General features: G+C 69.6%; 12 protein-coding genes and 1 riboswitch. All 12 genes read left to right on the top strand.

Annotated features, from left to right (window positions below):
• The first annotated feature begins 28 nt into the window (after nt 1-28).
• The 12 genes from ACGFWE_RS29805 (at nt 29) to ACGFWE_RS29750 (ending at nt 13,515) form a co-directional block, all read left to right on the top strand.
• Nucleotides 29-865 (top strand): glycoside hydrolase domain-containing protein, encoded by an 837-nt coding sequence (locus ACGFWE_RS29805; protein ID WP_352388268.1) that lies wholly within the window; start codon nt 29-31, stop codon nt 863-865.
• A 155-nt stretch (nt 866-1,020) separates the two neighbouring features.
• The gene (locus tag ACGFWE_RS29800; protein ID WP_393602913.1) at nt 1,021-1,668 is read left to right on the top strand and encodes a SurA N-terminal domain-containing protein; all 648 of its coding nucleotides are present in this window, start codon (nt 1,021-1,023) and stop codon (nt 1,666-1,668) included.
• Between the two features lie 149 nt (nt 1,669-1,817).
• The gene (locus ACGFWE_RS29795; RefSeq protein WP_393602911.1) at nt 1,818-2,834 is read left to right on the top strand and encodes a nucleoside triphosphate pyrophosphohydrolase; all 1,017 of its coding nucleotides are present in this window, start codon (nt 1,818-1,820) and stop codon (nt 2,832-2,834) included.
• Nucleotides 2,835-2,958: 124 nt separating this feature from the next.
• Nucleotides 2,959-4,254: a cytochrome P450 gene (locus tag ACGFWE_RS29790; protein WP_393602909.1), complete on the top strand. Its 1,296-nt coding sequence runs from the start codon at nt 2,959-2,961 to the stop codon at nt 4,252-4,254.
• Nucleotides 4,255-4,445: 191 nt separating this feature from the next.
• Complete coding sequence (locus ACGFWE_RS29785; RefSeq protein ID WP_352388260.1) at nt 4,446-5,432, top strand: transglycosylase family protein; 987 nt, start codon at nt 4,446-4,448, stop codon at nt 5,430-5,432.
• Between the two features lie 205 nt (nt 5,433-5,637).
• A riboswitch (cyclic di-AMP (ydaO/yuaA leader) is annotated at nt 5,638-5,805 on the top strand.
• Between the two features lie 3 nt (nt 5,806-5,808).
• The gene (locus tag ACGFWE_RS29780) at nt 5,809-6,498 is read left to right on the top strand and encodes a transglycosylase family protein (RefSeq protein ID WP_352388258.1); all 690 of its coding nucleotides are present in this window, start codon (nt 5,809-5,811) and stop codon (nt 6,496-6,498) included.
• A 293-nt stretch (nt 6,499-6,791) separates the two neighbouring features.
• Nucleotides 6,792-8,078 carry a phosphopyruvate hydratase gene (gene eno / locus ACGFWE_RS29775; protein ID WP_352388883.1) on the top strand — a complete coding sequence of 429 codons (1,287 nt, stop codon included), beginning with the start codon at nt 6,792-6,794 and terminating at the stop codon, nt 8,076-8,078.
• A gap of 118 nt (nt 8,079-8,196) precedes the next feature.
• Nucleotides 8,197-8,673: a septum formation initiator family protein gene (locus ACGFWE_RS29770; RefSeq protein WP_352388256.1), complete on the top strand. Its 477-nt coding sequence runs from the start codon at nt 8,197-8,199 to the stop codon at nt 8,671-8,673.
• Between the two features lie 30 nt (nt 8,674-8,703).
• Entirely contained in the window at nt 8,704-9,240 is a 537-nt protein-coding gene (locus ACGFWE_RS29765) for a DUF501 domain-containing protein (protein ID WP_393602906.1), read from the top strand.
• Nucleotides 9,237-10,178, top strand: coding sequence for a Ppx/GppA phosphatase family protein (locus tag ACGFWE_RS29760; protein WP_352388252.1), 942 nt, complete (start codon nt 9,237-9,239; stop codon nt 10,176-10,178). Before ACGFWE_RS29765 ends, ACGFWE_RS29760 begins: the two co-directional genes overlap by 4 nt.
• A gap of 431 nt (nt 10,179-10,609) precedes the next feature.
• On the top strand, nt 10,610-11,986 hold the full coding sequence (locus ACGFWE_RS29755) for an NAD(P)/FAD-dependent oxidoreductase (RefSeq protein ID WP_352388250.1): 1,377 nt from the start codon (nt 10,610-10,612) through the stop codon (nt 11,984-11,986).
• Nucleotides 11,987-12,216: 230 nt separating this feature from the next.
• The gene (locus tag ACGFWE_RS29750) at nt 12,217-13,515 is read left to right on the top strand and encodes a class I SAM-dependent methyltransferase (RefSeq protein WP_352388882.1); all 1,299 of its coding nucleotides are present in this window, start codon (nt 12,217-12,219) and stop codon (nt 13,513-13,515) included.
• The last annotated feature ends 55 nt before the right edge of the window (nt 13,516-13,570 follow it).

Here is a 13,570-nt window from a genome sequence, read left to right as displayed (position 1 = left end):
AACAGCACATCCAGGGGTGGGGTAGTCCATGTCGTCCAGGTCCAGCCATCGGCAGTCGAAGAAGCGCAGATACATCACGTGGGGCGTCGCCGGAGCCGCCGTGGTCGCCGGCGCGGGCCTCGCCGCGCAGAGCTCGATGGCCGCGACCACCTGGCCCGCGCAGAAGACGTACACCGGCCGCGCCTTCGACACCTGCGCGGCCCCCTCCCTGTCCGCGATGAAGGCATGGAAGGGCGGCCTCTACGGCGCCGCCGCCGTCTACGTCGGCGGCAAGAACCGCGGCTGCGCCCAGCCCAACCTCACCGCCTCCTGGGTCAAGTCCGTCAGCACGGCCGGCTGGAAGCTCATCCCGCTCTACGTCGGCGCCCAGCCGCCCTGCCAGACCGGCTCCAGCCCCGAGAAGCTCACCGCCTCCACCGCCGCCTCCCTGGGCGCGAAGGACGGCGCGGACGCGGTCGCCAAGGCCTCCGCGCTCGGCATGAAGACCGGCAGCCCGATCTACCTGGACATGGAGGCGTACGACATCACGAACAAGGCGTGCAACGACGCCGTGCTCACCTATGTGCGCGCCTTCGACAAGACCTTGCGCGCGAAGACGTACCGCGCGGGCTACTACGGCTTCACCAGCTCCAGTGCCAAGGCGATCGCCAACGCGACCGACAAGACGGACCTGCCGGGCAACCTCTGGTACGCGCTGTGGGACAAGCAGAACACCACGACGGCGGACTGGCCGTTCGGCAAGACCCAGTACACCGATCACAGCCGCGGCCACCAGTACATGGTCAACAGCAAGGAGACGCGGAACGGCTACACGATCACCGTGGACCGCGACGCCTGGGACGGCCCGGTGGCCATCACCGGCTGACCCCGGCACGCGCGCGTGCGTGCGGTGAATGCGCGGCGGTGCCCGAAGTCCCGGCGAATCGTTGGTCGAATGGGTTGGCCAGAGCCGGTCCCCTGCCTACCATCGATCACCGCAAGACCTTGTGCACCGTCGCACAATCTCCTCGGGAGGCCTCCTTGCACCGCCGTCGTCGCACCGCGCTCGTCCTCTCCGCCGCCCTCGCCGCCGCGGCACCCCTGCTCACCGCCTGCGGAAACGAGGCGCATCCCGGCGCTGCGGCCGTCGTCGGCGGGCAGCGGATCACCGTCTCCCAGCTGGAGAACCGGGTGACCGAGGTGCGTGACGCGCAGCGGGCCGCCGTCACGGACGAGACGCAGTACAAGCAGGCCATCGCCAAGACCGGCACTCTCACCCGTGACGTCCTGCACGGCATGGTCCTGGACCGGGTACTGCACCGGGCGGCCGCCGACGCGGGCGTGTCCGTGACCCGCAAGGAGGTCCAGGAGCTGCGGTCCGGCCTGGAGGAGCAGGCGGGCGGCGCCAAGGGCCTGGAGACGACCTGGCTCCAGCGGTACGGCATCGCACCCGAACGCCTCGACGACAACCTCCGCCTCCAGCTGGAGGCCCAGAAACTCGCCGGGAAGCTCGGCACCGACACCAGCGACCCCGCCTTCTGGAACGCCCTGAGCAAGGCGTCCAGGCAACTCGACGTCGACCTCAACCCGCGCTACGGCACCTGGGACGTCAAGAAGAGCACCCGCGTCGACGCCAAGACCCCGTGGGTACGGGAGGTCACGGCGGCGGGGAGCGAACAGACCGCGTAGCGACCAGAGCTCGCAGGGAACGGAGCCGCAGCGGAAAAGGGCGCAGCAGGCAGAGTGCGCGGCGGGCGGATGATCGTACGATCACCCCGCCACCCCCTGCCTGTGGACAACCCGATCGCCCCGTCGGCGCCGTGCGTTAGCTTCGAACTGTGAACGCAACCGGCTTCGAGCCCGCCCCCGACCAGGACACCGACCCGGCGTCCGCCCCCGGCCGCATCGTCCTGCTCACCACCAGCCACCGCGTCGCCCCCGGCCTGCTGTCCTGGCCCGCCTGGCAGGCGCTGCACGAAGCGGACCGTGTTCTGTGCGCGGACGGTGCCCACCCTCAGCTGCCGTATCTGCGGGAGGCGGGGATACCGGTCGACGAGACGGCCCCGACCGCGGAGGAACTGGTCCGAGCGTGCGCGGGCGGATACACGGTGGTCGTGGTGGCCACGGGTGAGGGCGAGCCGGCCCTCACGGACGGTCTGGCCCGCCTCGCCGGATCCGGACGCGTGCAGATGCCCGCGCTGGAGCTGCTCCCCGCCTCATACGACCTGCCCGGCGCCCGGCTCCTCGACCTCGTCCAGGTCATGGACCGCATCCGCGCCGAGTGCCCGTGGTCCTCCCAGCAGACCCACGAGGGCCTCGCGAAGTACGGCATCGAGGAGGCGTACGAACTCGTCGAGGCGATCGAGGAGGGCGACCGCGACGAACTGCGCGAGGAACTCGGGGACGTGCTGCTCCAGGTCGTCTTCCACTCCCGGATCGCCGAGGAGGACCCGGACGCGCCCTTCTCCGTCGACGACGTCGCCGGTGGCATCGTCGCCAAACTCATCCACCGCCACCCGCACGTCTTCGGCGACGAGACGGCCAGCACCCCCGAAGAGGTCAAGGCCCACTGGCTGCGCACCAAGGCGATAGAGAAACAGCGCACCTCGGTGACCGAGGGCATCCCCCTCGGCCAGCCCGGCCTCGCCCTCGCGGCCAAGCTGGCGTCGAGGGTGCGGACGGCGGGGCTGGACGTCCCCCTCCCGAAGACCGAGGGCATCGGCTACGAACTCCTCGCCCTGGCCACCCGCGCCGAGGCCGAGGGCGTCGACCCGGAGGCGGCGCTGAGGGCTGCGGCACGGGTGTATCGGGACGCGATCCGGGAGGTGGAGGGGTCAGGGGGGCTGAGGGGATGAGAGGGGGGAAGTAGCGCCGGTTGGGTGGGGGAGGGGCCTGGCAGGTGGGAGGAGGGAGGGCCCTCGGCACGTGAGGGAAACGGCAACGAGAACACCCCCCCACCCCGCCGGATAACGTCAAGGAGTGACCGACCAGCCCCCCGCCACCCCCGCCGCCCCCGCCTCCCCTACCTCCCCCGCCCCCGAGCTCTTCACCTGGGAGTTCGCCACCGACCCCTACCCCGCCTACGCCTGGCTCCGGGAGCACGCCCCCGTACACAGGACCCGGTTGCCCAGTGGGGTGGAGGCCTGGCTCGTCACGCGGTACGGCGATGCCAAGCAGGCCCTCGCCGACCAGCGGCTCAGCAAGAACCCGGCGCATCACGACGAGCCCGCGCACGCCAAGGGCAAGACCGGTATTCCGGGGGAACGCAAGGCGGAGCTGATGACGCATCTGCTGAACATCGACCCACCGGACCACACCAGGCTCCGACGGCTCGTCAGCAAGGCGTTCACGCCCAGGAGGGTCGCCGAGTTCGCCCCCCGGGTGCAGGAGTTGACCGACCGTCTCATCGACGGCTTCGCGGCCACGGGCACCGCCGACCTCATCCACGAGTTCGCCTTCCCGCTCCCCATCTACGCGATCTGCGACCTGCTCGGCGTCCCGCGCGAGGACCAGGACGACTTCCGGGACTGGGCGGGCATGATGATCCGTCACGGCGGCGGGCCGCGAGGCGGGGTGGCGCGGTCCGTGAAGAAGATGCGCGGCTATCTCGCCGAGCTCATCCACCGGAAGCGGGAAGCGCTGCCCGACGAGCCCCCTCCCGGTGAGGACCTCATCTCCGCGCTCATCCGCGCCTCCGACCACGGGGAGCACCTCACCGAGAACGAAGCCGCGGCCATGGCCTTCATCCTCTTGTTCGCAGGTTTCGAAACCACCGTCAATTTGATCGGAAACGGCGCCTACGCCCTCCTCACCCACCCCGAGCAGCGCGACCGGCTGCAGGAATCCCTGGCCAGGCAGGAGAGGGGCCTCCTGGAGACCGGTGTGGAGGAACTGCTGCGGTACGACGGCCCGGTGGAACTGGCCACCTGGCGGTTCGCCACCGAACCCCTGCGGATCGGCGGGCAGGACATCGCCGCGGGTGACCCGGTGCTCGTCGTGCTCGCCGCCGCGGACCGGGATCCGGAGCGGTTCGCCGACCCCGACGTGCTCGATCTGTCCCGCCGTGACAATCAGCACCTCGGTTACGGCCACGGCATCCACTACTGCCTCGGTGCCCCGCTCGCCCGCCTGGAGGGCCAGACCGCGCTCGCCACCCTCCTCACCCGCCTCCCGGATCTCCAACTGGCGGTCGATTCGGCTGATTTGCGGTGGCGCGGGGGCCTCATCATGCGTGGACTGCGTACTTTGCCCGTGGAGTTCACGCCCGTCCGGTAATCGACCGAGAGGCCCGGCCTGTCCCCGCATGGAGCGGGTAAACATGACGAGTCCTCAAGTTTGTGATCCTCACGTGATCTACGCGGCATTAACTTGTGACAAGTGATCGAACCCCTATACGTTCACGGACCAGCGCGGTGCCCCGCACCACTCGCCGCGCCGGTATTTGCTGTCTCGGGAAAGGTCCCCTCATGCTCTCCGGGAACGGTCGTCACCGTCGCCCCCGTCAGGCTCCCGCTCTCCTTGTGGCGGCCGGTGTGACGGGCTCCGCCATCGCGATCCCACTGCTCGGAGCAACCGGGGCGAGCGCCGCCACCGGCACCACCTGGGACCGGGTCGCGGAGTGCGAGAGTGGCGGCTCCTGGAGCGCCAACGACGCCAACGGCTACTACGGCGGCCTCCAGATGTCCCAGGAGAACTGGGAGAAGTACGGCGGCCTCGAATACGCCGAGACGGCGGACCTGGCCAGCCGTAACCAGCAGATAGCCGTGGCCGAGAAGCTCCTCGCGGACCAGGGCATCGCCGCCTGGCCCACCTGCGGTCTGCTCGGCGGTCTCAGCAAGGACTCGAGTGCGGCCGACGTCGACACGGGCGTGGGGAGCGAGACGCCCTCGCCCTCGGCATCCGACTCGTCGACATCATCCGGTTCGTCCGGATCGTCTGGTTCCTCCGACTCGTCGGGCGCCGGGGAGTCTTCCGGTCTGCTCGGCGCGCTGGACGGTTCGTCCGCCACGCCCTCGCCGTCGGCCACCGCCTCCAATGGCGACAGTTCGGCCAAGTCGGGCAAAAAGAACTCTTCGCCTTCCAAGGGATCCGCCGCGGAGGACGCACAGCCTTCCGACAACTCGCCCGTGGTCAGCCCGGAAGAGGACGAAGCGGACAAGTCGTGGCAGCAGGGCAGCTCTTCGGCCCTCGTGGACGTCGGCGCCCTCGGTTCCGGCAAGCACCGCGGCGGCAGCGCCGAGGAGATTGCGACGAAGAGCACAGCCTCCTCCCCGGCCGGCCGGCATGCCGCGGGCACCTACACCGTCCAGGAGGGCGACTCGCTCGCCTCCATCGCCGACTCCCTTGGCCTCGACGGCGGATGGCGTGCCCTCTACGCCGAGAACAAGGACCGCATCGGGGCCGACCCGAGCGGCATCGTCGCCGGTCAGACCCTCGACACAGGGGTTGAATAGGGCTGAAAAGGCCTGAAAAACAGCGGGAGTTCACGTCACACTTCGCACTGAATGTCCATATTGGTGAAAGTGTGGGATGAGTCTCAGAAGCCCTGATCGTCTTTGAAATTCCGCCGAGCCCGTGTCTACGGTCGTGACCGCTCGGCAACCCGAGCCCCGTCCGTCGCAACGCCGAATCCTGCCAGCGACGGAACGGGAACAGTCGTCGCGTCAAGCGCCGTAGGCAGGAGCGGGGGACCCAAGGTAAGCGCCGGGCCCAGCAGTTCACGCTGGACCGGCTTGGGGTGAAGCCGCGCATCGCGAGATGTGCGGCCGGGCAACTCAACCGGCCCGAACCCGACAGCTCACCTCGTAGGCGTCGGTGAGGGGATCCACCATGCTGTTTTCCGGTAAGGGCAAGCACCGTCGTCCGTCCAAGGCCACCCGTGCCGCCGCGCTTGCCGGTGTCACCGGTGTCGCCATCGCCGCCCCGCTGATGGCGGCCGGCAACGCCTCCGCCGCCACCGCCTCCGAGTGGGACACCGTCGCCCAGTGCGAGTCCGGCGGCAACTGGTCCATCAACACCGGCAACGGCTACTACGGCGGCCTGCAGTTCTCGGCCTCCACCTGGGCCGCGTACGGCGGCACGCAGTACGCCGCGCAGGCCAACCAGGCCAGCAAGTCCCAGCAGATCGCCGTCGCCGAGAAGGTCCTCGCCTCCCAGGGCAAGGGTGCCTGGCCGGTCTGCGGCAAGGGCCTGTCCAGCGCCGGCTACAGCGGCAGCAGCTCGTCCTCCTCCAGCTCCTCGAACTCCAGCTCCTCGAACACGAGCAGCCGTTCGACCGAGAAGCAGAGCGCCTCGCGTTCGGCGGACCGTCCGGCCGCCAAGAAGACCGTCACCACCCCGACCGGCAAGAAGGTCAAGAAGGGTGACGGCGAGTACAAGGTCGTCAAGGGTGACACCCTCAGCTCGATCGCCGAGAAGCACAAGGTCAAGGGCGGCTGGCAGAAGCTGTTCAAGCTGAACAAGGACATCATCACCGACGCGGACTTCATCTACCCGGGTCAGCAGCTGCACCTCAAGTAGGGCCCAGCTGAACCACAGCGCCCTCACAACCGTGTCCTTCAGGATGAAGGCCTCGTGAGGGTCGCCCCCCGTCCCCACGGGCTCCCCGCTCCGGTGCGTGTTCCCCCGTACGCACCGGGGCGGGGTTTTTTCATGTCCCGTCGAGGCACGTCTTTGTTCAGTTCGGAAACAATTTACTCTCGGTTCTGTCCAGGGGGCGGTCCACACGGTGGCCGAACCCCCGGAGCCGGTTAGGCTCGGTCTCGCAGAACCCACCGCGGTCCCGGCGGACCGTGTCACATCCCAAGAAGGAGATGCTCGTGCCGTCCATCGACGTCGTCGTAGCCCGGGAAATCCTGGACTCCCGAGGCAACCCCACGGTCGAGGTCGAGGTCGGCCTCGACGACGGCAGCACCGGTCGTGCCGCCGTCCCCTCCGGCGCCTCCACGGGCGCCTTCGAGGCCATCGAGCTCCGCGACGGTGACCCGAACCGCTACCACGGCAAGGGTGTCGAGAAGGCCGTGCTGGCCGTCATCGAGCAGATCGGCCCGGAGCTCGTCGGGTACGACGCCACCGAGCAGCGTCTGATCGACCAGGCGATGTTCGACCTGGACGCCACCGACAACAAGGGCTCCCTCGGCGCCAACGCCATCCTCGGCGTCTCGCTCGCCGTCGCCCACGCCGCCTCCGAGGCCAGCGACCTCCCGCTCTTCCGCTACCTGGGCGGCCCGAACGCGCACCTGCTGCCGGTGCCGATGATGAACATCCTGAACGGCGGCTCGCACGCCGACTCCAACGTGGACATCCAGGAGTTCATGATTGCCCCGATCGGCGCGGAGTCCTTCTCCGAGGCCCTGCGCTGGGGCGCCGAGGTCTACCACACCCTCAAGAAGGTGCTGAAGACCAAGGGCCTGTCCACCGGCCTCGGCGACGAGGGCGGCTTCGCCCCGAACCTGGAGTCCAACCGCGCCGCGCTCGACCTCATCATCGAGGCCGTCAAGCAGGCCGGCTACGTCCCCGGCGAGCAGATCGCGCTCGCGCTCGACGTCGCCGCGTCCGAGTTCTACAAGGACGGCACGTACGAGTTCGAGGGCAAGTCCCGCTCGGCCGCCGAGATGACCGAGTACTACGAGGAGCTCGTGGCGGCCTACCCGCTCGTCTCCATCGAGGACCCGCTGTTCGAGGACGACTGGGCCGGCTGGAAGGTCATCACCGACAAGCTGGGCGACAAGGTCCAGATCGTCGGCGACGACCTGTTCGTCACCAACCCGGAGCGCCTGGCCCGCGGTATCGAGGAGGGCAGCGCCAACGCCCTGCTCGTCAAGGTGAACCAGATCGGCTCGCTGACCGAGACCCTGGACGCCGTCGAGATGGCCCAGCGCAACGGCTTCAAGTGCATGATGTCCCACCGCTCCGGCGAGACCGAGGACGTCACCATCGCCGACCTCGCCGTCGCGGTGAACTGCGGCCAGATCAAGACCGGCGCCCCGGCCCGCTCGGACCGCGTCGCCAAGTACAACCAGCTCCTGCGCATCGAGGAGATCCTCGACGACGCGGCGGTGTACGCCGGCCGCAGCGCGTTCCCGCGCTTCAAGGGCTGAGCAGCTTCAAGGGCTGACCCAAGCAGGGCCAAGCCTTAGCCAGTCGTACGTACGTCCCCGTACCGGTCCCGTACCGTGTGCGGGGACGTACGTACGTAGAAGGGGAGGCGGAGAGCCGATGGCCGTGAAGGACCGGGACCGTTTCTCCACCACGACCAGGATCAGGCTGCTCGGCGAGCAGACCGCGGCCCGGGTCTACCGTTCCCAGACCAAGCGGCAGGCCCGCCGCTCCCGGCTGACCGGCCGGGCCGCGCTGCTCGCCCTCGTGCTGTGCACGCTGGTGGTGGCGCTGGCGTACCCGATAAGGCAGTACGTCTCCCAGCGCGCCGAGATCGCCGATCTCCAGCGGGAGAAGGCGCGGGCCGCCGAGCGGGTCGAGAAGCTGCGCGACCTCAAGGCGCGCTGGCAGGACGACGCGTACGCGGAGCAGCAGATCCGGCAGCGGCTGCACTACGTGCTGCCGGGGGAGACGGGCTTCGTCGTCGTCGACCCGGACGCGGCGCGGCAGTCCCGCGCCGACCTGGGCGCGGCCGACCGCCCCTGGTACGCGAACGTCTGGGACGGGGTCGACAAGTCCGACGCTTCCGACCAGTGAACCGACCGATGGACCGATAGAAAGACAGGCATGGAAACGCCTCCGCCCTCCACCCCGCGCACCGAGCCGACCGACGCGGATGTCGAGGCCTTCAAGCAGCAGCTCGGGCGGCCGCCGCGCGGGCTGCGGGCGATCGCGCACCGGTGCCCGTGCGGGCAGCCGGACGTCGTGGAGACCGCGCCCCGGCTGCCGGACGGCACGCCCTTCCCGACGACGTACTACCTGACGTGCCCGCGCGCCGCCTCGGCGATCGGCACGCTGGAGGCGAACGGCGTCATGAAGGAGATGACGGAGCGGCTGCAGAGCGATCCGGAGCTCGCGAAGGCGTACCGGGCCGCGCACGAGGACTACCTCGCGCGCCGCGACGCCATCGAGGTCCTGGAGGGCTTTCCGAGCGCGGGCGGCATGCCGGACCGGGTGAAGTGCCTGCACGTGCTGGTGGGCCACTCGCTGGCCGCCGGCCCGGGCGTCAACCCGCTGGGCGACGAGGCGATCGCGATGCTGCCGGAGTGGTGGCGCAAGGGGGCCTGCGTGACCCTGACCGAGCAGCAGGAGGACCCCAAGTGACCCGTGTCGCCGCCGTCGACTGCGGTACGAACTCGATCCGGCTCCTCGTCGCGGACTGCGACCCGGAGACCGGTGAACTGGTCGACCTGGACCGGCGTATGACCATCGTGCGGCTCGGGCAGGGGGTCGACCGGACCGGGCGGCTCGCGCCCGAGGCGCTGGAGCGGACCTTCGCCGCGTGCCGGGAGTACGCGGCGGTCATCAAGGAGCACGGGGCCGAGCGGCTGCGGTTCGTCGCCACCTCCGCCTCCCGGGACGCCGAGAACCGGGACGAGTTCGTGCGCGGGGTCCTGGACATCCTCGGGGTCGAGCCCGAGGTCATCTCCGGGGACCAGGAGGCGGAGTTCTCCTTCACCGGGGCGACCAAGGAGCTGGGGGGCAGCGACCACCTGGCCAGGCCCTACCTCGTGGTGGACATCGGCGGCGGGTCGACGGAGTTCGTGGTGGGCGACGACCATGTGCGTGCCGCACGTTCCGTGGACATCGGCTGTGTGCGGATGACCGAACGGCATCTGGTGCGGGACGGGGTCGTCAGCGACCCGCCCACCGACGCGCAGATCGCCGCCATGAGGAGCGACATCGAGGCCGCTCTCGACCTCGCCGAGGAGACCGTCCCGCTGCGCGAGGCACGCACGCTGGTGGGGCTCGCCGGGTCCGTCACCACCGTGTCGGCGATCGCGCAGGAGCTGCCCGAGTACGACTCGGAGGCCATCCACCACTCCCGGGTCTCCCACGACCGCGTCCGCGAGATCACCGACTGGCTGCTGCACTCCACCCACGCCGAGCGCGCGGCCGTGCCCTCCATGCATCCGGGGCGCGTGGACGTCATCGCCGCCGGGGCCCTCGTACTCCTCGCGATCATGGAGCGGATCGGGGCCGAGGAGGTCGTCGTGAGCGAGCACGACATCCTCGACGGCATCGCGTGGTCGATCGCGTAGGCGCTGTCGGCACCTCTGCTGAGCAGGCAGAACAACGTATGAGCGCGTTCGGGGGGCCCTTCGGGGCCCCTCTTTGACGTGTCGCCGAGAAAGTTCGTGAAGTTCTTCACAAGGAATTGGGTCCCGTCGGACGACGAATGTGGTCCGGTTGACCCTTCCGGGGGCTCAACACCCGTGTGAACACGTTCAAAACGGTGGGATGCGGGCTTCGGGGGAGGGGTGCACGCGGGGTCCGCGAGGGCCCCTCACGGGACCGGTTCCGGCACGGAGAGGCAGCTCACGCGGCATTGACAACGGGTCGCCGGATACGCTGGTTCCCGTTCCGCGCCATGACGTGGATCACGCGAGTCGCGGAGGATAACACACCCCTTGCAAGAGCTTGTGAAGGGGCGCACGAGCGACCCCCCTGAGGCGGGTGGATACTCGATGGCATGAGCACCACGGAGCGTCCCAGGATCCTCGTAGTAGGCGGTGGGTACGTAGGCCTGTACGCAGCTCGGCGCATTCTCAAGAAGATGCGCTACGGCGAGGCGACCGTCACGGTCGTCGACCCCCGGTCGTACATGACCTACCAGCCCTTCCTCCCCGAAACCGCCGCCGGCAACATCTCCCCGCGCCACGTCGTCGTCCCGCTGCGACGTGTGCTGCCGAAGGCGGAGGTGCTCACCGGCCGGGTCACCACCATCGACCAGGACCGCAAGGTCGCCACGATCGCCCCCCTCGTGGGTGAGGCGTACGAGCTGCCCTTCGACTACCTGGTGATCGCGCTCGGCGCGGTCTCCCGCACCTTCCCGATCCCCGGCCTCGCCGAGCAGGGCATCGGCATGAAGGGCATCGAGGAGGCCATCGGCCTGCGCAACCACGTGCTTGAGCAGCTCGACAAGGCCGACTCCACGACCGACGAGGAGATCCGCCGCAAGGCGCTCACCTTCGTCTTCATCGGCGGTGGCTTCGCGGGTGCGGAGACCATCGGCGAGGTCGAGGACATGGCCCGCGACGCGGCCAAGTACTACAGCAACGTCTCGCGCGAGGACATGCGGTTCATCCTCGTCGACGCCGCCGACAAGATCCTTCCCGAGGTCGGCCCCAAGCTCGGCCAGTACGGCAAGGAGCACCTGGAGAGCCGGGGCGTGGAGATCTACCTCTCCACCTCGATGGACTCCTGCGTCGACGGCCACGTGGTCCTCAAGAACGGCCTGGAGGTCGACTCCAGCACCATCGTGTGGACCGCCGGCGTCAAGCCGAACCCGGTCCTTTCCCGCTACGGCCTCCCGCTGGGCCCGCGCGGTCACGTGGACACCGCCCCGACCCTCCAGGTCCAGGGCACCGACTACATCTGGGCCGCCGGCGACAACGCCCAGGTCCCGGACGTCGCCGCCCGCAAGGCCGGCGTCGAGAACGCCTGGTGCCCGCCGAACGCCCAGCACGCGCTGCGCCAGGCGCGGGTCCTCGGCGACAACGTGATCTCCGGGATGCGGGGCTTCCCGCAGAAGGAGTACAGCCACTCCAACAAGGGTGCTGTCGCGGGTCTCGGCCTGCACAAGGGCGTCGCGATGATCGTCATGGGCAAGATGAAGATCAAGCTCAAGGGCCGTCTCGCCTGGTACATGCACCGCGGCTACCACGGTCTGGCCATGCCGACCTGGAACCGCAAGATCCGCGTCTTCGCCGACTGGACCCTCGGCATGTTCCTCAAGCGCGAGGTCGTCTCCCTCGGCGCCATGGAGAACCCGCGCGAGGAGTTCTACGAGGCCGCGCGGCCCGTGCCGGCCGCCGAGCCGAAGAAGACCGAGGCGAAGGCCTCCTGACTCCCTCCGGTCACCTGACCGGTCCGGGTCGCTGATCCACCCCGAAGGACCTCCCGCCATCCGTGGTGCGGGAGGTCCTTCGGCGTTCCCGCGCTTCCCGTGCCCACCGGGTGTACATGGCTGCTACATGTGTTTTGCCCAGACGTGACCCGTCGAAGGGACTGCGCTCCGGCATGGCGCTGTTTACCCGGGTGGACAATTCCGGGATCCTCGTCACGGAGGTGTGCGCCATGGCAGGTGCCGCGCTGCGGCTCAGAGCCCTCTTCGAGCAGTTGCTGGGAGTACCGCTACCGGTGCGGATCCGCGCCTGGGACGGTTCGGAGGCCGGGCCGCCCGACGCGCCCGCGCTGGTCGTGCGCAACCGGCGTGCCGTACGCCGGCTGCTGTTCAAACCGGGCGAGCTGGGGCTGGCCCGCGCCTGGGTCGCGGGAGACGTGGACGTCGACGGCGACCTCTACACCGCCCTCGGCCTGATCTCCGGACTCGTCTGGGAGCGCGGGGAGGACGCCAGGACCCTCTGGCAGGCCCTGCGCGAACCCGAGGTGCGCTCCGCCGTACGCGGACTCGTCGCCCTCGCCGGGCCGCCGCTGCCGCCCGCCCCGCCGCCCGAGGAGGTCCGCCGGGTCCGCGGCCATCTGCACACCCGGCGCAGCGACAAACGGGCCATCAGCCACCACTACGACGTCGGCAACTCCTTCTACGAGATCGTCCTCGGCCCGTCGATGGTGTACTCGTGCGCCTACTGGGCGGCGCCCGAACCCGAGGGCACCCTGGAGCAGGCCCAGCGCGACAAGCTGGACCTCGTCTGCCGCAAGCTCGGCCTGACGTCCGGTCAGAGACTCCTCGACGTCGGCTGCGGCTGGGGTTCGATGGCCATCCACGCCGCCCGCGAGTACGGCGTGAGCGTCGTCGGCATCACCCTCTCCCAGGAGCAGGCGGCCTACGCCCGCAAGCGCGTCGCCGACGAGGGGCTCACCGACCGCGTCGAGATCCGGGTGCAGGACTACCGGGACGTCACCGACGGGCCGTACGACGCCATCTCCTCCATCGGCATGGCCGAACACGTGGGCGCCGAACGGTACCTGGAGTACGCCGAGGACCTGCTCAAGCTGTTGAAGCCCGGCGGACGGCTCCTCAACCACCAGATCGCCCGGCGCCCGCACACCGACGAATCGGCTTACCACGTCGACGAGTTCATCGATTCCTACGTCTTCCCCGACGGCGAACTCGCCCCCCTCGGCACCACCGTGACCATGCTGGAGCGGGCCGGGTTCGAGGTGCGGGACGTCGAGTCGATCCGCGAGCACTACGCCCACACCCTGCGCCGCTGGGTCACCAACCTGGAGGCCCAGTGGCAGCGCGCGGTCCGGATCGCCGGCCCCGGGCGGGCCCGGGTGTGGCTGCTGTACATGGCCGCGAGCGCCCTGGCCTTCGAACGCAACCGCATCGGCGTCAACCAGGTCCTCGCCGTCAGAGGCACCGAATCCGGTGCGTCCGGGCTGCCGTTGCGCGCCCGCACCTGGAACTGAGGCGAGCGGTCCACGAGTGGGGGCCCGTTGCCGGGCAACGGGCCCCCACTGTCGT

Source organism: Streptomyces sp. NPDC048523, assembly GCF_043199815.1.
Classification (GTDB): Bacteria; Actinomycetota; Actinomycetes; order Streptomycetales; family Streptomycetaceae; genus Streptomyces.
The sequence above is the reverse complement of the archived record's forward strand: the minus strand, read 5'-3'. Positions and strand labels throughout refer to the sequence as shown.

Bases quoted from the DNA above. Each gene is read 5' to 3' on its own strand.
- ACGFWE_RS29780 (WP_352388258.1), top strand. From the start codon at position 5,809: ATGCTGTTTTCCGGTAAGGGCAAGCACCGTCGTCCGTCCAAGGCCACC.
- ACGFWE_RS29755 (WP_352388250.1), top strand. From the start codon at position 10,610: ATGAGCACCACGGAGCGTCCCAGGATCCTCGTAGTAGGCGGTGGGTAC.
- ACGFWE_RS29770 (WP_352388256.1), top strand. From the start codon at position 8,197: ATGGCCGTGAAGGACCGGGACCGTTTCTCCACCACGACCAGGATCAGG.
- eno (WP_352388883.1), top strand. From the start codon at position 6,792: ATGCTCGTGCCGTCCATCGACGTCGTCGTAGCCCGGGAAATCCTGGAC.
- ACGFWE_RS29750 (WP_352388882.1), top strand. From the start codon at position 12,217: ATGGCAGGTGCCGCGCTGCGGCTCAGAGCCCTCTTCGAGCAGTTGCTG.
- ACGFWE_RS29805 (WP_352388268.1), top strand. From the start codon at position 29: ATGTCGTCCAGGTCCAGCCATCGGCAGTCGAAGAAGCGCAGATACATC.
- ACGFWE_RS29765 (WP_393602906.1), top strand. From the start codon at position 8,704: ATGGAAACGCCTCCGCCCTCCACCCCGCGCACCGAGCCGACCGACGCG.
- ACGFWE_RS29785 (WP_352388260.1), top strand. From the start codon at position 4,446: ATGCTCTCCGGGAACGGTCGTCACCGTCGCCCCCGTCAGGCTCCCGCT.